18 protein-coding genes and 1 pseudogene are annotated in these 18462 nt (G+C 69.1%); 7 read left to right on the forward strand and 12 right to left on the reverse strand.

The features are described from left to right. The first annotated feature begins 1 nt into the window (after nt 1). Entirely contained in the window at nt 2–1219 is a 1218-nt protein-coding gene (gene chrA, locus R4823_RS14145; protein ID WP_087840269.1) for a chromate efflux transporter, read from the forward strand. Nucleotides 1220–1228: 9 nt separating this feature from the next. On the opposite strand, the gene R4823_RS14150 is transcribed toward chrA, so the two are convergent. Next, entirely contained in the window at nt 1229–3496 is a 2268-nt protein-coding gene (locus tag R4823_RS14150) for a mechanosensitive ion channel domain-containing protein (RefSeq protein ID WP_338619104.1), read from the reverse strand. A 152-nt stretch (nt 3497–3648) separates the two neighbouring features. Here R4823_RS14150 and R4823_RS14155 point away from each other — a divergent pair. From R4823_RS14155 to ada, 3 genes and pseudogenes are all read left to right on the forward strand, one after another. Then, nucleotides 3649–3855: pseudogene (locus R4823_RS14155) on the forward strand (2OG-Fe(II) oxygenase); the annotation flags it as partial. Between the two features lie 9 nt (nt 3856–3864). Continuing rightward, entirely contained in the window at nt 3865–4515 is a 651-nt protein-coding gene (alkB, locus tag R4823_RS14160) for a DNA oxidative demethylase AlkB (RefSeq protein ID WP_132978820.1), read from the forward strand. 157 nt (nt 4516–4672) lie between these two features. Next, on the forward strand, nt 4673–5755 hold the full coding sequence (ada, locus tag R4823_RS14165) for a bifunctional DNA-binding transcriptional regulator/O6-methylguanine-DNA methyltransferase Ada (RefSeq protein ID WP_087840044.1): 1083 nt from the start codon (nt 4673–4675) through the stop codon (nt 5753–5755). A 5-nt stretch (nt 5756–5760) separates the two neighbouring features. Here ada and R4823_RS14170 read toward each other — a convergent pair whose 3' ends face one another. The 5 genes from R4823_RS14170 to R4823_RS14190 form a co-directional block, all read right to left on the reverse strand. Beyond that, entirely contained in the window at nt 5761–6492 is a 732-nt protein-coding gene (locus R4823_RS14170) for a hypothetical protein (RefSeq protein ID WP_087840267.1), read from the reverse strand. 128 nt (nt 6493–6620) lie between these two features. Further along, nucleotides 6621–7481 (reverse strand): class I SAM-dependent methyltransferase, encoded by an 861-nt coding sequence (locus R4823_RS14175; protein ID WP_338615220.1) that lies wholly within the window; start codon nt 7479–7481, stop codon nt 6621–6623. A gap of 9 nt (nt 7482–7490) precedes the next feature. Further along, the gene (locus tag R4823_RS14180; protein WP_087840042.1) at nt 7491–7841 is read right to left on the reverse strand and encodes a glyoxalase; all 351 of its coding nucleotides are present in this window, start codon (nt 7839–7841) and stop codon (nt 7491–7493) included. A 1-nt stretch (nt 7842) separates the two neighbouring features. Beyond that, nucleotides 7843–8019: a ribbon-helix-helix protein, CopG family gene (locus R4823_RS14185; RefSeq protein ID WP_279819389.1), complete on the reverse strand. Its 177-nt coding sequence runs from the start codon at nt 8017–8019 to the stop codon at nt 7843–7845. A 52-nt stretch (nt 8020–8071) separates the two neighbouring features. Beyond that, entirely contained in the window at nt 8072–9268 is a 1197-nt protein-coding gene (locus R4823_RS14190; RefSeq protein WP_338615221.1) for an MFS transporter, read from the reverse strand. A 298-nt stretch (nt 9269–9566) separates the two neighbouring features. Between R4823_RS14190 and dkgB the strand changes: the two genes are divergently transcribed. From dkgB to R4823_RS14205, 3 genes are all read left to right on the forward strand, one after another. Further along, complete coding sequence (gene dkgB / locus R4823_RS14195) at nt 9567–10370, forward strand: 2,5-didehydrogluconate reductase DkgB (protein WP_338615222.1); 804 nt, start codon at nt 9567–9569, stop codon at nt 10368–10370. Nucleotides 10371–10456: 86 nt separating this feature from the next. Further along, nucleotides 10457–11263, forward strand: a complete 807-nt coding sequence (locus tag R4823_RS14200; protein ID WP_087840039.1) for an IclR family transcriptional regulator — start codon at nt 10457–10459, stop codon at nt 11261–11263. Nucleotides 11264–11265: 2 nt separating this feature from the next. Beyond that, nucleotides 11266–12063, forward strand: coding sequence for a helix-turn-helix domain-containing protein (locus R4823_RS14205; RefSeq protein ID WP_087840038.1), 798 nt, complete (start codon nt 11266–11268; stop codon nt 12061–12063). On the opposite strand, the gene R4823_RS14210 is transcribed toward R4823_RS14205, so the two are convergent. The 6 genes from R4823_RS14210 to R4823_RS14235 are packed head-to-tail and all read right to left on the reverse strand — an operon-like array spanning nt 12060 to nt 18460. Continuing rightward, the gene (locus R4823_RS14210) at nt 12060–12872 is read right to left on the reverse strand and encodes an enoyl-CoA hydratase-related protein (protein ID WP_087840037.1); all 813 of its coding nucleotides are present in this window, start codon (nt 12870–12872) and stop codon (nt 12060–12062) included. The genes R4823_RS14205 and R4823_RS14210 overlap by 4 nt on opposite strands. Nucleotides 12873–12874: 2 nt before the next feature. Beyond that, on the reverse strand, nt 12875–13666 hold the full coding sequence (locus tag R4823_RS14215; protein ID WP_132978818.1) for an enoyl-CoA hydratase/isomerase family protein: 792 nt from the start codon (nt 13664–13666) through the stop codon (nt 12875–12877). Nucleotides 13667–13722: 56 nt separating this feature from the next. After that, complete coding sequence (locus R4823_RS14220; protein ID WP_279819383.1) at nt 13723–14688, reverse strand: tripartite tricarboxylate transporter substrate binding protein; 966 nt, start codon at nt 14686–14688, stop codon at nt 13723–13725. Beyond that, nucleotides 14685–15200, reverse strand: coding sequence for a MaoC family dehydratase N-terminal domain-containing protein (locus R4823_RS14225; RefSeq protein ID WP_087840034.1), 516 nt, complete (start codon nt 15198–15200; stop codon nt 14685–14687). Before R4823_RS14225 ends, R4823_RS14220 begins: the two co-directional genes overlap by 4 nt. A gap of 36 nt (nt 15201–15236) precedes the next feature. Continuing rightward, nucleotides 15237–16505 carry a CaiB/BaiF CoA-transferase family protein gene (locus R4823_RS14230; protein ID WP_338615223.1) on the reverse strand — a complete coding sequence of 423 codons (1269 nt, stop codon included), beginning with the start codon at nt 16503–16505 and terminating at the stop codon, nt 15237–15239. Further along, nucleotides 16502–18460 carry a biotin carboxylase N-terminal domain-containing protein gene (locus R4823_RS14235; RefSeq protein ID WP_087840033.1) on the reverse strand — a complete coding sequence of 653 codons (1959 nt, stop codon included), beginning with the start codon at nt 18458–18460 and terminating at the stop codon, nt 16502–16504. The genes R4823_RS14230 and R4823_RS14235 overlap by 4 nt, the downstream gene beginning before the upstream one ends. Nucleotides 18461–18462: the final 2 nt, after the last annotated feature.

Below are 18462 nucleotides of genomic sequence, written 5' to 3' on the forward strand. Positions count from 1 at the left end.
CATGCCCACCGACGCGCCTCCGGCAGGACACGACGATACGCGCGAGGGCGCATGGCGGGTATTCCTGGTCTTCCTGCGGCTGGGACTGACGTCCTTCGGCGGGCCGATCGCGCACCTGGGCTACTTCCGTGCCGAGTTCGTGGAGCGCCGCCGCTGGCTGGACGATCGCAGCTACTCGGACCTCGTGGCCCTGTGCCAATTCCTGCCCGGGCCCGCCAGCAGCCAGGTCGGCATGGCGGTGGGATTGCGGCGCGCCGGCTGGCCCGGCCTGCTGGCCGCGTGGCTGGGCTTCACGTTGCCGTCGGCCCTGGTCCTGATCCTATTCGCCTATGGCATGGCCGGATACCGCGACATGGCCGCCTCCGGCTGGGTACACGGCCTGAAGGTCGTGGCCGTGGCGGTGGTCGCGCAGGCGGTCTGGGGCATGGCCAGGTCGCTGTGTCCCGACCGGACACGCGCGGGACTGGCCATGCTGGCCGCGCTGGCGACACTGGCCGTCCCCTCGGCCTCGGGACAGGTCGCCGCGATCGTGGCCTGCGGACTGCTTGGCCGATGGCTGTTGGACCTGCCCGCCCCCGCTCCGGCACGCCCCCATCCCTACCCCATCTCCCGCCGGGCCGGCATCACGGCCCTGGCGCTGTTCGCCCTGCCGCTGGCGGCGCTGCCGGCCTGGGCCGCGGCCAGCGGCTCCTCGCTCGTTGCGTTCTTCGAGGGTATCTATCGCGCCGGCGCGCTGGTCTTCGGCGGCGGACACGTGGTGCTGCCACTCCTGCAGGCCACGGTCGTGCCCACGGGCCTCGTCGACAACGCGGACTTCCTGGCTGGCTATGGCGCGGCGCAGGCCGTGCCCGGGCCGCTGTTCACTTTCGCCGCCTACCTGGGCGCGGTGGCCCGCGGTCCGCTGCACGGCTGGGCCGGCGGCCTGGCCGCGCTGGCCATGATCTTCCTGCCCGCGCTGCTGGTATTGGCGGGCGCCTTGCCCTTCTGGGAACAATTGCGCCAGCGTCGCGGCATCCAGACCGCGCTGGCCGGCGTCAACGCCGGCGTGGTCGGCATCCTGCTGGCGGCGCTGTACGACCCGGTATGGACCAGCGCCATCCACGGCCGCGCCGACTTCGCGCTGGCGCTGGCCGCCTTCGGGTTGCTGGTCCTGGGCCGCGTGCCGCCCGTCATGGTCGTGGCGCTGGCGGCGCTGGGGGGCTGGCTGCTGGCGGGTTGAAGGCCGGGATCAGCCGGCCACGGCCCGCCCCTCTTCCATGGCCACTCGCACCGGCGGCGCCTCGCCCTGCTTGTCCTGCCCGAAATAGACCACCATGTGCGGGTAAGGCAACTCGATGCCGGCGGCGTTGAAGTGCTGCTTCACCAAGCGGTTGTAGGCGCGCTGCACCGCCCACTGCATGCCCGGCCGGGTCTTGATCAGCACGCGTATGGTCACGCCCTTCTCGTTGACGGCGGTGACGCCCGGGATGCTGATGTCCTCCAGGATCTCCGGCGCCAGCGCCTCGTCGGTCATCAGTTCCGCAAAGGCATTGCGCAGGTGTTGCATGGCATCGTCGACGCTTTCCCGGTGGGCGACCGTGTACTCGCCCAGATGGTAGGAAAAGTCCCGCATGTGGTTGGACACCACGTCCACCGACGAGAACGGCACCAGGTGGTAGCCGCCGTCCAGGGTCCGTATGCCCACCGAGCGGATGGTCATCTTCTCGACCGTGCCGAAAACGCCGGCCACCTGCACGACGTCGTTTTCGTTCATGCCGTTCTCGAGCTGGATGAAGACGCCGGTGATGATGTCCTGCACCAGCTTCTGCGCGCCGAAGCCCACGGCCAGGCCCACCACGCCCGCGCCCGCGATCAGGGGCGCCACGTCTATGCCTATCTGCGACAGCACCACCATGACCGTCATGGTCACGATCACGATCAGCGCCGCATTGCGGAACAGCGACAACAGGGTCTTCTCGCGCGCGGTGGGCATGCGTCCGCCCTCGCGCAGGTTCAGCCGGTGTTCGATGACGCTGGCCACCACCGTCCACGCCAACGCCGCCGCCAGCAGCACGATGGCCACGTTCACCGCCACGCCTATGGCCGCCGCGCCGGCGTCCGAGGCGATCCAGCGCGACAGGTTGAAAGCGCGCCACGCATCCAGCACCAGCAGCACCACGACGATGCGGACCGCCCATCCCACGAAACGGATGGTCGCGGGCACATAGGAGTTCAGTCGGCTCTCCAGCATGGGCAGGCGCGCGCGCAATTCGTCGGAGACGCGTATGGGCTTGGCCAGCAACGCGTTCAGCAACACGATGGCCAGGCTGCCCACGCCGGTCGCCAGCAGGGTCTGGAGCGTGGCGCCCACCATGAAAGGCAGCGCATTGGCCGGATCGATCTGGCTGACCACCAGCAGCACGGTGAAGTACCCGATGCCCAGCCAGTGCCAGACGCGCGCCAGCAGACGCGGCGAGGTGCCCAGGAAAGTCGTCCGGCGCGAACCGCTGTGCTCCAGCCGTTCGCGCACACGCAGGCGGTTGCGCCAGATCACGCCCACCGCGTACACGTAGACACCCAGCATGATCACCAGGGTGGCCAGCCGGCCCAGCGCGGGCGACAGCGCGGCCGCCAGAACCGGATCGACCAGCATCGTGCCGTAGCCCGCCGCCATGACCAGCACGATCAGCCACCGGTTCCAGTAGCGGGCCATCTCATTCGACATCGGCAGCAGGCGCAGGTGCGGATAGCGCGTCGAGAACACGGTGCGAACGAGCACCTTGGTGATCTCGACCGCCAGGAAGGCCTTCAGGAACACCGCCACCAGCGGGTCGACCGCCACACCGTCCGGTCCGCCGCGGACCCCGGCCGCGTATGCCGCGGCGGCGGCCAGCACCACCACCAGCGCATCGATGATGACCGCGCCGACGATCGCGCCCGCGCGCCGGTACAGGACCGGCATGCCGATGGGCGCATCGGCCGGCCACGACGCCGTGGCGTCCCAACCCAGCCTCGCCACCCAATCATCGATCCGCCGGTAGATCCACAGCGCCACCAGCCGCAACAGCACGAAGGCGACGATGGCCGTCGCGACCGAGATGGCCAGCGGTTGCAATGCCCGCGCCTCGTCGCTGTCCATGGAAGGACCGTCGCCTTCGGCCATCGCCCGCAGGTCCGCGGCGCCCTGCCCCAGGTCGGCCACCAGGCCGGACAGGAAACGCTGCGTGCCGTCTGCCAGCCGCTCACGCAGCGTGGGGGACGCCTGGTCGGGCGCAGCAGCCGAGGCAGCCGCCCCGGCTTGCTTCGCGCCGGTCCCGGGTTCATGCGCCCGCAACTGGTCGATCAGCGCCTGGCGGCTGTCGGGGTTCTCGAGCAGGTCCGCCAGCGCGGCTGGCGTGGGCGCCACGGCGGCTTGCGCAGCCATCGCGATACGGGCGGACCCCAGTGTCGCCAACAGCAGCAGGATCAGGAACGCGAAGTGGGCCAACCAGGGCTTGGACAGCCTGCGGCGACTCAACGAGACGTCGCGGAGGGATTGCAGGGGAAGTGTGCATGCTGTCGTCGCGAGTCGAACCACTAGGGGGTCTCCTGGAGGAAAAGGAAGGTGAAAGGCGGGGCCTGCGCCCGCTCATGACGCCACAGGGTAAAACACACGCGTGCCGCAGACAAATCGTGGCGTACGGTGCCGGCGACTACAATTGCCTGCACCAGGATCTCTACGGCGAACGGGGTGACGCGGTGGTGTTCGCCGTCAACCAGCGCCCCGCACCGGGCCGGCGCGGCGGCGTGCGCAAGGTGGCGATGCGCCACGGCGTCAGCCGCGTCCACAGCGGCAGGCGGTACACCGTGGGCCTGATCTTCCACGACGCGCGCTAGCGCAGGACCATGCAGACATTCGATCTTTTCTCCGACGCCACCCCGGGCCAGCCCGAACCCATGGGACCGCGCGCCTTCCTGCTGCGCGGCTTCGCGCTGCCCCGCGTGGACGAGCTGCTGCCCGCCATCGCCCGCGTCACGGACGCCGCGCCGTTTCGCCACATGGTGACGCCCGGCGGCTTCACCATGTCGGTCGCGCTGACCAACTGCGGCACGCTGGGCTGGACGACCGACCGCCACGGCTACCGGTACTCGCGCACCGACCCCGCCACCGGCCTGCCCTGGCCCGCCATGCCGGAGGCCTTCGCCGCGCTGGCGCGGGAGGCGGCCGAGGCGGCCGGCTTTCCCCGCTTCGAACCCGATGCCTGCCTGATCAACCGTTACCTGCCCGGCGCGCGGATGTCGCTGCACCAGGACAAGAACGAACGCGACCTCGACGCCCCCATCGTGTCGGTATCCCTGGGCATGCCGGCGATCTTCCTGTTCGGCGGCCACCGTCGTTCGGACAAGCCGGCGCGGATCGGACTCCACCACGGCGACATCGCCGTCTGGGGCGGCCCGGATCGCCTGCGCTACCACGGCGTGATGCCGCTGTCCGACGTCCCGCATCCGGTCCTGGGCAGCCAGCGCATCAACTTCACGTTCAGGAAGGCGGGATGATCCTGGCCTGGCTTCGCAAGAGAAGGATGCGTCCTGGTGGCGGGTTCCACGGCCAAGGGGCGGCGCGCGGCACGGATTCGAGCGCAAGAAACGGAGCGCTTGCGCCCGGACCATTCGCTATCCTGATGCCATGACCACGAACTCCCGGACATCCGCCATGGGTACCCGCCCACCGTCCGACTACGCCACCGATGACGCCCGCTGGCGGGCGGTGCAGGCGCGCGACGCCGATGCCGATGGCCATTTCGTCTACGCCGTGCGCACCACCGGCGTGTATTGCCGCCCCAGTTCGCCGACACGGCTGCCCCGGCGCGCCAACGTCGAATTCTTCGACTCGCCGCGCGAGGCCGAGGCGGCTGGCTATCGCGCCAGCCGGCGGCAGCAGGACGGGCCCGATGCCGCCCGGGAACGCACCGCGCTGATCGCCCGCGCCTGCCGCTTGATCGAAAGCGCCGAGACACCGCCCAGTCTTGCGGACCTGGCCATGCAGGCAGGCATGAGCCCCTTCCACTTCCATAGGGTATTCAAGGCCGAGACCGGCCTGACGCCCAAGGCCTATGCCTCGGCCCGGCGCGCCCGCCGGCTGCGCGAGGAATTGGGAACACCCGACGCCTCGGTCACCGATGCCATCTACGAGGCCGGATTCAACTCCAACAGCCGGTTCTACGAAGCCTCCGACCAGTTGCTGGGCATGCGTGCGCGCGACTACCGCGCGGGGGGCGCCGGCGCGGTCATCCGCTTCGCCGTGGGCCAGTGCTCGCTGGGCGCCATCCTGGTCGCGCAAAGCCAGCGCGGCATCTGCGCCATCCTGCTGGGCGACGATCCGGACGCGCTGGTGCGCGACCTGCAGGACCAGTTTCCCAGGGCCAGGCTGATCGGCGGCGACACCGGCTTCGAACGGCTGGTGGCCCAGGTGGTGGGCTTCGTCGAGGCCCCCTCGGTCGGGCTGAACTTGCCGCTGGACGTGCGCGGCACGGCCTTCCAGGAGCGCGTCTGGCAGGCCCTGCGCGAGATCCCGCCCGGCCGGACCGCCAGCTACGCCGAAATCGCGCAGCGCATAGGCGCGCCCCGGGCCGTGCGCGCCGTGGCCCAGGCCTGCGGCGCCAATCACATCGCCGTGGCCATCCCCTGCCATCGGGTCATCCGGCGCGACGGCGATCTGTCGGGCTATCGCTGGGGCGTCGAGCGCAAGCGCGCGCTGCTCGGGCGCGAGGCAGGCGGCTCTCGCGACCGCAAATGACGGCTCTAGCGCACCGGGAGGAAGGAAAACAGCATCAGGTTCTGCGCGTAGTTGATCCCCAGCCGGCGGGAGTTCTCGCCCAGCAGATTGGCGATCAGGTCCAGGCGCCCGATGATGGCGCCGAACTCGCGCTCGAAACTCAGGTTCACCTGCTTGTCCGTCCATTCGTTGGCCAGCAGCAGCGGCTCGCCGCGGGCATCGCGCCGGCTGCCCAGCAGCCAGGCGGCGGCCTCGACGTTGCGGGCCGCGTTGTAGACCCGGTCGCCGTCCAGCAGATCGAAGGCATAGAAACGCGTCTTGCCGTCGTGCGCCGCGACGATGGTATCGGCCATGCCGTAGATGAAGGCTGCGACGCGGTCGCCCTGGTAGGCGGGATCGAGCGACACGGCCAGGATCTCGACGTCGTGCAGGCCCTGGAGCCCGGCGGGCGGCGTACGGGCGTCGATGGACAGCCTGACCGTCTCGGCGGCGGCCTCCATGGAGGGCTTGCCGGACTTGCGCCACTCGCGCGGATTGCGCTTGTAGAGCTTGGTCATCAGCGACATCAGGCTCGACAGGTTGTCGCGCATGGCGATGGTCAGGGTCCGATTGAAATCGGTCTGCATCATCTGGTCCGAGGACATGTCCTCGGTCCCCCGCGACTCGTAGCCTGGGCGCGGCAGCGCGGTGTACTGGGCGCAGCCGGCCAGGATGGAGCAAACCAGGGCCGCCGCGCCCGCCGTCCTCAACCTGATCATGCGGGATCCGTTCTTCGCGTTGCCGCGAGGATAACCCAATGCACGGCGATTTCCGCGCCGCCGTGAAACAGGTTTTCACAACAATGGTGAACGGATCTTGCAAGGCGGCCGGCTAGCGGGAACAGGCCCTAGTTAGCCGCCACCAGCAGTTCCTCCGCATTGGCCGGCGGCCGCAGGCCGTCCGCGCGGTCCGCGAAATACCGCCGCGCGAGCTCGTCGGCCGAGACATGCCGCGCTTGCTTGAATCCCTGCTCGCGCGCCAGCTGAAGGATCTGCAATGGCAGGAAGAAGCTCACGAACGGCGTCCCGCTGGCGCGCGCGCCCTTCTCGGCCATCTCCATGCCCGGACGCACCTCGGGATCCGCCATCTCCAGCGGCAGCAGGAACGACATCGCGAACGTGGATCCTGGCGCCAGCGTCGCCATCTGGCGCAGCGTGGCGGCGTTCGCCTCCTTGGTCAGGTACATGCTGACGCCGGTGGACACCACGACCGCCGGCTTGCGGCCATCGAACCCCGCTGCCAGCAGGCGGTCCCACCAGGACTCCCCGGCCTCGAAGTCGACCGGCACGAAACGCAGCCAATCGGGCATCCCCAAGCCCAGTTCGAGCAGCCGCCGCCGCTTCCACTCCTGCGGCCCCGGCCGATCGATTTCGAACACCCTCAGCCGCGACGCCACATCGGGCCGACGCTGCGCGAAGCTGTCCAGCCCGGCGCCCAGGATGACGTACTGCTCCAGGCCACGGCCGGCCTGCTCCACGACCAGGTCCTCGATGAAACGGGCCCGGCCCACGATGGACGCGCGAAACGGCCGGGTGAACCCCTGGTCCATGTCCCCGCGGCGCTGCCAGCCCGGCTCCGGCGCCAGCAGGCGCAGGCCGATCTCGTCCTCCAGCACGTGCGGCGGCGCATCGACCTCGACATGCAAGGCGCGCCACAAGGCCACCCGCGCCGCCGTGCTGTCGGGTGCCACATCCTGTTCATCAACCATGACCGTCGCTCACTTTCCAGCCTGGGCCGGCGCCTGCAACCGCCAGATGCGGCCATCGGGATCGCGGACCGTCATGTCCCGCGTGCCCCAGTGCGTGTCCTCGAACGGCGTGACCACCTCGACGATGGGCTCGGGCTGGAACGCGTCCGCATCGGGCAGCTTCAGCACGATCTGCGACTCGGGTTTCTCGCTTTCAGGGACCTCGGCGATGAACAGGTAAGGGCCGTCGCCATTGCGCAACTGGCCAGAGTTGTGGTCGGTCTCGAACTCCAGCGTGAAACCCAGTGCCTGGAAGAACCTGGCCGCCTTGCCCCAGTTGTGGGTAGTCAGGAACACGGCTTCGATCCGCTCGGACTTCATGTCACTTCTCCTTCTTGGTAGATCGGCGCCCGGGCCGCTGTGCGTCGAGATAGGCGCGCAGCGCCTCGGCCACCAGGGCCGAGAGCGAGGACTCCGATTCGATGGCGTGATGCTTGACCTGCCGGATCAGGCCGACCGGCAGATAGACGTTGAACTGCTTGATCTCTTCCTCGGCCATGGCGACCCTGATTGCTAGATTGCTAGCATTCTAGGAAAGCCGCCCGGGTGCGTCAACCCCGGCAATGGCTGGCAGACGATCCGGCATCGCGCAGCCTGGCGGTGATCGCCGCCCCCAGGGCCGCCGCCAAGCCGCCGACCAGGAAGACCTGGGCATGGCTGAAATGGTCGGCGATCCAACCGGCCAACGGGCCGGTCACGCCATAGGCAAGATCCTGGAAGGCGGCGAAACCGCCTATCGCGGTCCCGCGCAGGTGCGCCGGCACGCGCCGGACCGCCTCGAGCCCCATCGCCGGGAACACCATCGAGCATCCCATGCCCGTCAGCAGCGCGCCTGCCATGGCCACCTCCGGTCCGGGGGCCAGCCACAGCAGCGCCTGCCCCACGGCCTCCACCAGCAGCGACACCAGCGCCACCGGCACGCCGCCGACGCGATCGGGCAAGGAGCCGAACAGCACCCGCACCGCGACGAAACCCAGGCCGAAGCACGTCAGCCCATAACCTGCGCCGTCCCAGCCCCTGGCCAGGAAATACAGCGGGAAGAACGCGCCCAGCGCGGCGAAGCCTATGCCTTGCAGGCCGACCACGACCCCGGGCCCCCAGATGCGCCCCAGCACCTGCGCGAACGGTGGACGCCGGCCCGCCTGCGCCGGCACGGCGGGCGCGAGCGGCCACAGCATCAGCGCGCCCAGCAGCGGCAGCGCGACGCAGATCGCCATCAGGCCGGCGAACCCCAGGTCCTGCAACAGCCACAGGCCCAGTGGACCGCCCGCCGCGAACGCGCCGTACATGCCCATGCCGAACACGGCCATGACCAGGCCGGAGCGCGCCGGCCCCATCATTGCCATGCTCCACGCCAGCATGCCGACCAGGGCCAGGCTCTCGCCCAACCCCAGCATCAGCCGGCCCGCCAGCAGGACCGCATAGGACACGATGCCATGTCCCAGCACCGGCAGCGACGAGGCCAGGCACAGCAGCGAGGCCAGCCCGTACAGGGCCAGGCCACGGAACATGCCGGACTTGCCGCCTCGTTCGTCGGCCAGCCGGCCGGCCCAGCCGCGGCTCAGGATGGTGGAAAGAAACGCGATGCCCACGGCCAGGCCGGAGGCGACATTGCCCATGCCCAGCGTGCGCGAGACATGCACGGCCACGGCCGGCATCGCCATGGCCACCGCGAGATAGCTCAGGAACAGCGCCACGGTCATCCAGACCAGGCGGCGCAAGGGGGAATACTGCAGGACGTTCGACATCGACCGCCGCTCCTTGGGAGTCAGGGCGGCACGGTGCGGAGGGATGGAGGAGAACGATGGACCACGCGGCGCCAACGCACACCGCCAGCCGGCCACGGGTGCCGCTGGTGATGCGTTGGTTGACGTAAACGCTTACGGCCGCGTCCGGGAGAACACTGCGGGGAGAATTCTAGCACCCGAGGAAACGCGCGCTCATTATTGACTTTAATTCAAATGTATTTGGCTTATACCGCGCTTCATCCGCAAAGGTAAAGCCGGCAGAATGCCAGCCATACCCTCGCTATCCAGGAGACCTTCCATGAGCATTCCTTCTTTCGGCGCCGGCACCTTCCGCCTGACCGGCCAGACCGTCATCGACTCGGTCCGCAACGCCCTGGACGTGGGTTACCGCGCCATCGACACCGCGCAGATCTACGGCAACGAAGCCGAGGTCGGCCAGGCCGTGGCCCAGAGCGGCATCCAGCGCGGCGATCTCTTCCTGACCACCAAGATCTGGACGGACAACTACGCCAAGGACAAGCTGGTGCCCAGCCTGCGCGCCAGCCTGGACAAGCTGCGCACGGACTACGTCGACCTGACCCTGATCCACTGGCCGGCGCCGGGCAACGGCATCGCGTTGATCGAGACGCTGGCGGCGCTGGCCGAGGCCAAGGCACTGGGCCTGACCCGCCAGATCGGCATCTCCAACTTCAACATCGCGCTGACCAGGCAAGCCATCGAGCTGCTCGGCAAGGGCGAGATCGCCACCAACCAGATCGAGCTCAGCCCCTACCTGCAGAACCGCAAGCTGGCCGCGTTCCTGAAGGAGCAAGGCATCACCGTGACCTCGTACATGACGCTGGCCTACGGCAAGGTGCTGAAGGATCCGGTGCTGGCCGCGATCGCCGCCAGGCACCAGGCCACCGTGGCGCAGGTCGCGCTGGCCTGGGCGCTGCAACTCGGCTATGCGGTGATCCCCTCTTCCACCAAGCGCGAGAACCTGGCCAGCAATCTGCTTGCCCGCGACCTGAAGCTCGATGCCGGCGACATGGCGCAGATCGCCGCGTTGGAGCGCAATGGCCGCGAGGTCGATCCGCAGGGCCTCGCGCCCGAGTGGGACTGACCGCAAGGCCCGCATGCGGGGGGCTTGCCGGCGCGATTGCGCGAACGTTCACATATACAATTGAGGCCATTTTCTTTCCCAGCCTCATGCAGAACGTCGCCACCCCGTCATCTCGACAACCGGGCACCCGGGACGTCCGCGTCCTGGCCCGCGGACTCACGATACTCTCCGCCTTCGAGCCGGAGAACGGCTGGTTGACCAATTCCGAACTGGCCGCGCTTACCGGCCTGCCCAAGCCCACCGTCTCGCGGCTGACCTCCAACCTGCTGGACGCAGGCTACCTGGAGTATTCGGCGCAGCGGGCCGCCTACCGCCTGGGAATGCCGGTGCTCGCGCTGGGCTTCGCCGCGGCCACTCACAGCGATTTCGTCGTGCTGGCAAGGCCGCTGATGCAGCAGTTCGCCGACGAGCACCGCGTCTCGGTGGTCCTGGCCTCGGCCAATGCCAGCAGCATGGTGTGCAACGAGGTCACCCATGGCCGGGAAATGCTGTTCACCTTGAGAGTGCGCGCGGGCTCGCGCCTGCGCATCGACCGTTCGGCGCTGGGCAGGGCGCTGGTAGGCGCCATGGGCGACGCCGAGCGTCTGGCCTTTCTCGAGAAGTTGAGGCTTGCCGATCCCCCGGCCTGGGAATCCCTGAGCCGGGAAGTGCCTCATGCCGTCGCCCAGATGGCCAGCCAGGGATATTGCGTGGCGGCGGGGACGCTGGAGGCGGGAACCAACGGCGTGGCGCTCGTGATCGACACCCCCGAGGGACCGCACACCTATGCGCTGGGCTGCGCCGCGCCCTCGAACGCGCTGGCCCTGCCGCGGCTGAAGCAGGAAGTCGCCCCAGGACTGCTGGCGCTCAAGGCCAGGCTCGAGGCCGAGCTCAGCGCCGGCCAGTCGGAGTAGGCATGGTCAGGACCCGCCAGCCGGCCCTCGAATCGCCGCAGACCGCCGACACCCAGGTCGATTCGCTCCGTCGGGGGCTGGAGATCCTCCGGCTGTTCGACGTCCGCCACCGCCGGCTGTCGCTGGACGATATCTCGAGCAGGCTCGGGCTGACGCGAACGACCACGGACAAGCTCGTCCAGACCCTGCTGAACCATCATTTCCTGCAATCGCTGGGCAACGACGTCTACCAGCCGCATATCGCCTGCCTGTCGCTGGGACGCGCGGTCAAGCGCCGCCTGCCCACCGCCCAGGCGGCGCGACCGCTCATGCTCGAGTTGTCCCAGCGGTACGGGGTCCACGTGACCCTGACCACGCGCGACCGGCTGCACATGCTGGTGGTCGAGCACTGCGTCCCCTCGGGCAAGGTCCGCCTGGGGCTGACGACCGGATCCCGTTTCTCCATGATCTCGTCCGCGTCCGGACGCGCCTACCTCTGGGGCCAGCCCGAGGAGCAACGCCGCATGCTGCTGGCCCAGATCGAGGACGAGGCCGGCCCGGCCGCGCAGCGGCAGATCGCCGACACTCGCACGGCCTTCCAGGAATTGGACAGGAACGGCTGGTGCTACCTGGCCTCGCCGGTCGCCAACCAGACCGCTTCCATCGCCACGCCGGTGCACGCCGGTACCGCCGTGGAGTTCGCCCTGGCGGCCATGGCGGTGGGCGCCAGCCTGACGGAAAAAGACCTGCGCCAGCAAGTGGCGCCCGAACTCTTCGCCGTCGCCCAGCGCATCGCGCTCACCAAGGACGCTGGCCGCTAGGGCCCCGTCCGGCGCCCCTCGTCCAGCGAACCCAGCGCGTCGCGTACCGCCTGGAGGTGTTCCTCGGAGACGTGGGCAATGGCCTGGAACGCGGCCACGACGTCCAGGTGGGTCGCCAGCGTATGCCGCTCCGCGTCGCGCAGCAGGCGCTTGTTCATGCGCATGGCCTGCGGCGGATGCCGGGCGATGCGGCGAGCCAGGCCGTCGGCCCGCGCGCGCAATTCGTCGTCGGGCACGACGTCGGACACCAGGCCGATGCGCAAGGCTTCATCGGCATCGATGGGATCGGCCGTGAATGCCAGCTCCATGGCCTTGGACCGGCCGACCAGGCGCGGCAGCATCCACGCCCCGCCATCCCCCGCGACGATGCCCAGCCGCGCGAAGCTGACCGAGAAGCGCGCGCTTCGCGCCGCGATGCGCACGTCGCAGAAGCAGGCCAGATCGCAGCCCGCGCCATAGGCCGGCCCGTTGACCGCGGCGATGACCGGGATCTCGGTCTCGCTCAGGGCCAGCGGCACCTGATGCACCGTGTCCCGGTAGCGCGCCTGTATCTGGGCCACGGAGCCGGCCGAGAACATTTCGCGCCGCGCCATCTGCCTGAGGTCCCCGCCCGCGCAGAATGCCCTGCCCTGCCCCGTGATGACGAGCACGCGCGCGGCCGGATCGGCCTGGGCACGACGAATCTGTCCGGCCAGCTCCAGGAACTGGTCCGTGCTGGAAAAACGGTTCAGCGTCTCGGGATGATTGAGCGTCAGCGTGACGATACCGTCCCGTTCCTCGCGCTGGACGAAGCTCTCGCCCGCGGCCATGGCTAGGCTCCGATCCAGCGCGGCGGGCGTTTCTCGGCGAAAGCGCGCGGGCCTTCGATGGCATCCGCGCTGGCATAGACCCGTTCGTGGAATTTGCAGGCCGCCTCGAAGCCCCGGTCGCACCCCAGGTCCATCGCCGCTCCCACGCTTTTCTTGGCGGCCCAGACGGTCAGCGGCGCGTTGTCGGCGATGGTGCGGGCCACCGCCTGTGCCCGCTCGCGCACCGCGGCGGGCGTCGCCTCTACATAGTTGACGAACCCCAATTGGTGGAAACGTTCGATGGGATGCATGTCGCCCGTCATCATCATCTCCAGCAGGAAGGGCTGAGGCAGCATCCACAGCATGGGCACGCCCCACGGCGAACCCCGCCCCACCTTGGCCTCGGAGATGCCTCCCCGCGTTCCCTGCAAGCCGACCCGGATGTCGCTGTTGGCCGCCAGCACCATGCCGCCCGCGGTGAAGTGGCCGGTCATGGCGGCGATGATGGGCTTGGACACCCGCCGCATGCGCTGGTGGAAGGGATCGCGCAGCAGCTCCAGCATGTCCTTGCCCGATTCCGCGCGCACCCTCGCCGCTTCTTTCAGGTCCATGCCGGCCGAGAACGTCCCGCAGTCGGCCGAGGTCAGCACGACCGCGCGGACGGACTCGTCGCGGTCGACCTCGTCCCAGAGATCCAGCAGCCGCTCGCACACCTCGATCGACAGCGCATTGCGCTGGCCGGGCCGATTGATGCGGATCGTGGCGATGCCTGAGGCCAGCGTGTACTGCACGGGGGCTTCGGTGGATGTCGTCATGTCAGGCCTCCTGGACACGAAAAGACGGCTCGAAAGAGTGCTGCCATACCCGCCGCTCACTCGGGCTGGATGTCGGCGGCCTTGGTTAGCCTGGCGTAGTGCCGGCTTTCCTTGGCGATGTACTTGCCGAACTCGGCCGGCGCCATCGGCGGCAGCAGTTCATAGCCCACGCCGTCCACCTGCTTGCGCAGTTCGGGTTGTTCGAGCACGGCGCGGATCTCGCGATTGAGCCGGTCGATGATCTCGGGCGAAGTCCCCGTGGGCGCGAACAGGCCGTTCCAGTTCCCGATCTCGAAACCCGGCAGCACCTCCTTCATGGCAGGCACGCCCGGCAGCTTGGCCGAGCGGTCCGGCGTGATGGCCAGCGCCTTGAGCTTGCCCGAGGTCATGTAGGAAAGACCGGTCGAGAAATCGATGAACATCATCTGCGTCTGCCCGCCCAGCAGCTCGGCGATGGCCTGGCCGTAGGCCTTGTACGGGATGGCCTCGATCTGCGTCTTCGTCATCACGCGAAAGGTGCTGCCGGTGATGCGCGTGGTGCTGTTGGCGTAGGGGAAGGACAGCTTGCCGGGATGCGCCTTGGCATATTCGATCAACTCGGCGACCGAGTTGACCGGTACCGACGGATTGACCACCAGCGCATGCGGCACGCCGCCCACGATGGCCACCGGCGCGAAATCCTTCAGGCCGTCATAGGACACCTTCTTGAAGAAATACTGGTTCGCCACCTGGGTCGTGTTGGTGCCGAACAGCAAGGTATAGCCGTCCGGTTGCGCGCGCGCGACGTACTCGCTGCCTATCATGCCGGTGGCGCCCGGCCGGTTCTGGACCACCATGGACTGCCCCAGGCGCTTGCCCAGGGCCTCGGCCACGACACGCGCCACGGCGTCGGTCGGGCTGCCCGCGGCGAACGGCACCACGATGGTGACCGGCTTGTCGGGATAGGCGGCGCGGGCCGCCGGCAGCCCTTGCGCGGCAAGGACCAGGACGCACAGGCCGATCGAAGGCAAGGTTTTCATCATTTGTCTCCCGCAAGGGTGGAATCGTTGGGCCGGGTCTTGACCATGCGCAGCGGCGAGTAGGTCAGCACGGTCTCGCCCCGTTGGTTGACCACGCGGTTGGCGGTGCGCACCAGGCCGCGATCGGCCTTGCTGGTCGCCCTGGCCTCGATCACTTCGCATTCGACATGGATGGTGTCGCCGGCATTGGTGGGCTTGTGCACCTTGATGTCCGCCTCCATGAAGGCCATGCCCGTGCGCTGCATCGTGCTCTGCATCAGCAGGCCTTCGGCCATGCAGAAGACCAGCGAACCGGGCGCCGGGCGCGACCCGATGATGGACTGCGAGGCGATGTAGTCCAGATTGGTGAACATTTCCTCCACCATGCCCACGGTTCCGATGAACAGGGTGATGTCCGCCTCGGTGATGGTCCTTCCCAGGGTCCGGAAGCGATAACCGACCTCGACGTCGTCCCAATAGAAACCCATGCCCAGGACCTCCAGCCCGTTGGCGTCGGTCGTGATGGCTTTGCGCATGTCCTTCTCCTCCTCGTTCCCTGAATGTTTTCCTGGTCAAAGCACGCCGGCCTGCCGCAATGCCGCTAGCTGCTCGGGCGTCACGCCCACCGACCGCAGTACCTCGTCGGTATGCTGGCCCAGCATGGGCGGCGCGCTTCCCGGCTCCAGCGGCGTGGCCGAGAAGCGCATGGGATTGCGCACCGTCGGCACCATGCCATAGCGCGGATGCCGCACCTCGGCGCGCATGCCGCGCGCGACGACGTGCTCGTCGGCGAACACCTGGTCCATGCCGTTGATGGGCCCGCCCGGGACCTGCGCGCGTTCGAGCAGCGACGTCCAGTCGGACAGGGTGCGCGAACGCGTGAGCGGCACCAGCCACGCATCCAGCTCCGCACGATTGCGCACCCGGTCCGCGATGGTCGCGAAGCGGGAATCGGTCCCGACCTCGGCCTGCCCCACCGCCTCGCACAGGCGGCGGAACTGCGTGTCGTTGCCGACGGCGAGCACCAGATGGCCGTCCGCCGCCGGATAGACCGCATACGGCGCGATGTTGGGATGGCCGCTGCCCATGCGCTGCGGCACGCGGCCGCTGACCAGGTAGTTCATCGACTGGTTCACCAGCGAGCCGACCATGCAGTCCAGCAGGCTGATGTCGATGTGCTGGCCGCCGTGGCCCCGGTCCCTGTGCTGCACCGCGGCCAGGATGGCGGTGGTGGCGTACATGCCGGCCAGCAGGTCGGCCACCGCCACTCCTGCCCGCTGCGGCCCGCCGCCGGGCAGGTCATCGCGCTCACCCGTCACGCTCATGAGGCCGCCCATGCCCTGGATCAGGTAGTCGTAGCCCGCGCGGTCCTTGTATGGCCCGGTTTGGCCGAATCCGGTCACCGAGCAATAGACCAGCCCCGGATTGATCTCGCGCAGCGAGTCGTAGTCCAGCCCGTATTTCTTCAGCGCGCCGACCTTGTAGTTCTCCACGAACACGTCGGCGCCTCGCGCCAGCTCCCGGACGATCCGCTGGCCGCGCGGGTCGGAGAAATCGATGGCGACGGACTTCTTGCCGCGGTTGCAACTCATGAAATAAGCGGCATCGCCCTCTTCCCCCGTATGCTCGTCGGTCAGGAACGGCGGCCCCATCTGCCGCGTATCGTCGCCGGCGCCGGGTTTTTCTATCTTGATGACTTCCGCCCCCAGGTCCGCCAGGTTCTGCGTGGCCCAGGGGCCTGCCAGGATGCGGGAAAGGTCCACGACTCGAAGATGGCTCAACGGCTTGTTCATGGTGGTCTCGATGCTGCCGGCGCCCGCCGGCTCGGAATGGAAGGTCATGGCGCGGCGTCGTAATCGACCTCGACGATGAGATCGCCCTCGCGGACGCTCTCTCCCGGCGCATGGCGCAGGGCCCGAACGGTGCCGGCCCCGTGGGCGGCGATGGCGTGTTCCATCTTCATCGCCTCGATGATGGCCAGCGTGTCGCCCGGCAAGACCCGATCGCCCGGCCGCAGCGGCAGGGCCGCGATGACGCCGGACATCGGCGCGATGGCCAGGCGGTCCGGCCTGGCGCCGTCCTGTTCGCGGGTACTGCGGGGGCGCACGGTGTAGTGGTCGCCGTCCACCAGCACATGCCAGCCGGATTCGGCCGGGCAGGCCTCCCAGCCGTGCGGGCCTACCCGCCCCCCCAACCCCGACGCGTCGCGCAAGACGCGCGACGCCTTGCCGGCCGCCTCCACGTCCACGCCCGGGCCGTCGGCCGCCACGAAGCCGGCCGCGACCGGCTCCTGGTCCAGCTCGAAATGCATCCTCCCCAGCGGCGTTCCGGCATCCAGGCAATGCCGGTCCATCGTTCCCTGCCCGGCGCCTGGAAGCCAGGGCGAGCCTGGCCTGGCCGCCGCGGGAAAGTGCAGCGCGGCGCCCACCGCCACCGCGGCCTCGCGGCTGCGCGGCGACTGCAGGTCCTTGCGCTCGTCCAGGTAGCGCGTGTGAACGTGTCCGGACCTGACCGCCGGATCGTCCAGGACCCGCGCCAGGTAACCCACGTTGGTGGTGATGCCCAGCAGCACGGTGTCGCCCAGCCCCGCCCTGAGCGCATGCAGCGCGGCCTGGCGGTCGCCGGCGTGGGCGATGATCTTGGCCACCATGGGGTCGTAGAAAGGCGGCACTTCTCCCGAGCCATCCAGTGCCGTGTCCACCCGCAGGCCCGCGGGCCATCGCGCGCGCGCCACCGTGCCCGGCGACGGGCGGAAGTCGTGCGCGGGATCCTCGGCGTAGACACGCGCCTCGATGGCATGGCCCCGGCATGCGATGGCGGATTGCGCCAGCGGCAAGGGCTCGCCCGCCGCCACCCGCAGTTGCCACTCCACCAGGTCCAGGCCGGTGACGGCCTCCGTGACGGGATGCTCGACCTGCAGGCGCGTGTTCACCTCCAGGAAGTAGCACTGGAGATCGCGGCCGACGATGAACTCGAAGGTCCCGGCATTGCGATAGTTCAAGCTGCGCGCGCCCTGCAGCGCCGCCTCCAGCAGGCGCAGGCGCGCCTCGGCGGGCAGGCCCGGCGCGGGCGCCTCTTCCACGACTTTCTGGTGGCGGCGCTGGAGCGAACACTCGCGCTCGAAAAGATGCACCACGTCGCCCCGGCCGTCGCCGAATATCTGCACCTCGATGTGGCGCGGCTCGTCGATGTAGCGCTCGACGATCATGCGGCCATCGCCGAAGCTGCTGCGCGCCACCCGGATCGCGGACTCGATCGCCTGCGCCAAGCCTTCATGGCGCGCGATGACCCGCATGCCCTTGCCGCCGCCCCCCGCCGACGGCTTGAGCAATACCGGCAGGTCGATGGCGCGCACCAGCGCCTCGATCTGCCCGGGGTCGTCGCTGGCCTCGTCGGTCCCCGGCACCACGGGAACGCCGGCCGCGCGCATCAGCGCCTTGGCCCGCGCCTTGTCTCCCAGCATGGCAATGGTCTCGGGCGCGGGGCCGATGAACACCAGTCCCGCGCGCTCGACGGCGGCCGCGAACTCGCTGTTCTCGGACAGGAAACCGTAGCCGGGATGCACGGCCTGGCATTGCGTGCGCACGGCCGCCTCGACCAGCCTGGCGCCGTGCAGATAGCTGTCGCCGGCCGGACCCGGCCCCAGGCAGACCGTTTCCACCGCGCCGTCCAGGTGGGCCGCGGCGGCATCGGCTTCGGAATGGACGGCCACGTACTCGATGCCCAGGCGCCGGCACGTGCGCGCGATGCGCCGGGCGATCTCGCCCCGGTTCGCGATCAGGATTCTTTTCCACATGG

The sequence above is a fragment of the Pigmentiphaga sp. CHJ604 genome (genome assembly GCF_036972535.1).
Classification (GTDB): Bacteria; Pseudomonadota; Gammaproteobacteria; order Burkholderiales; family Burkholderiaceae_B; genus Pigmentiphaga; species Pigmentiphaga daeguensis.

Excerpts from the sequence above, each read along its gene's own strand:
- chrA (WP_087840269.1), top strand. The coding sequence starts at position 2 with ATGCCCACCGACGCGCCTCCGGCAGGACACGACGATACGCGCGAGGGC.
- alkB (WP_132978820.1), top strand. The coding sequence starts at position 3,865 with ATGCAGACATTCGATCTTTTCTCCGACGCCACCCCGGGCCAGCCCGAA.
- ada (WP_087840044.1), top strand. The coding sequence starts at position 4,673 with ATGGGTACCCGCCCACCGTCCGACTACGCCACCGATGACGCCCGCTGG.
- R4823_RS14170 (WP_087840267.1), bottom strand. The coding sequence starts at position 6,492 with ATGATCAGGTTGAGGACGGCGGGCGCGGCGGCCCTGGTTTGCTCCATC.
- R4823_RS14175 (WP_338615220.1), bottom strand. The coding sequence starts at position 7,481 with ATGGTTGATGAACAGGATGTGGCACCCGACAGCACGGCGGCGCGGGTG.
- R4823_RS14180 (WP_087840042.1), bottom strand. The coding sequence starts at position 7,841 with ATGAAGTCCGAGCGGATCGAAGCCGTGTTCCTGACTACCCACAACTGG.
- R4823_RS14185 (WP_279819389.1), bottom strand. The coding sequence starts at position 8,019 with ATGGCCGAGGAAGAGATCAAGCAGTTCAACGTCTATCTGCCGGTCGGC.
- R4823_RS14190 (WP_338615221.1), bottom strand. The coding sequence starts at position 9,268 with ATGTCGAACGTCCTGCAGTATTCCCCCTTGCGCCGCCTGGTCTGGATG.
- dkgB (WP_338615222.1), top strand. The coding sequence starts at position 9,567 with ATGAGCATTCCTTCTTTCGGCGCCGGCACCTTCCGCCTGACCGGCCAG.
- R4823_RS14200 (WP_087840039.1), top strand. The coding sequence starts at position 10,457 with ATGCAGAACGTCGCCACCCCGTCATCTCGACAACCGGGCACCCGGGAC.
- R4823_RS14205 (WP_087840038.1), top strand. The coding sequence starts at position 11,266 with ATGGTCAGGACCCGCCAGCCGGCCCTCGAATCGCCGCAGACCGCCGAC.
- R4823_RS14210 (WP_087840037.1), bottom strand. The coding sequence starts at position 12,872 with ATGGCCGCGGGCGAGAGCTTCGTCCAGCGCGAGGAACGGGACGGTATC.
- R4823_RS14215 (WP_132978818.1), bottom strand. The coding sequence starts at position 13,666 with ATGACGACATCCACCGAAGCCCCCGTGCAGTACACGCTGGCCTCAGGC.
- R4823_RS14220 (WP_279819383.1), bottom strand. The coding sequence starts at position 14,688 with ATGATGAAAACCTTGCCTTCGATCGGCCTGTGCGTCCTGGTCCTTGCC.
- R4823_RS14225 (WP_087840034.1), bottom strand. The coding sequence starts at position 15,200 with ATGCGCAAAGCCATCACGACCGACGCCAACGGGCTGGAGGTCCTGGGC.
- R4823_RS14230 (WP_338615223.1), bottom strand. The coding sequence starts at position 16,505 with ATGACCTTCCATTCCGAGCCGGCGGGCGCCGGCAGCATCGAGACCACC.
- R4823_RS14235 (WP_087840033.1), bottom strand. The coding sequence starts at position 18,460 with ATGTGGAAAAGAATCCTGATCGCGAACCGGGGCGAGATCGCCCGGCGC.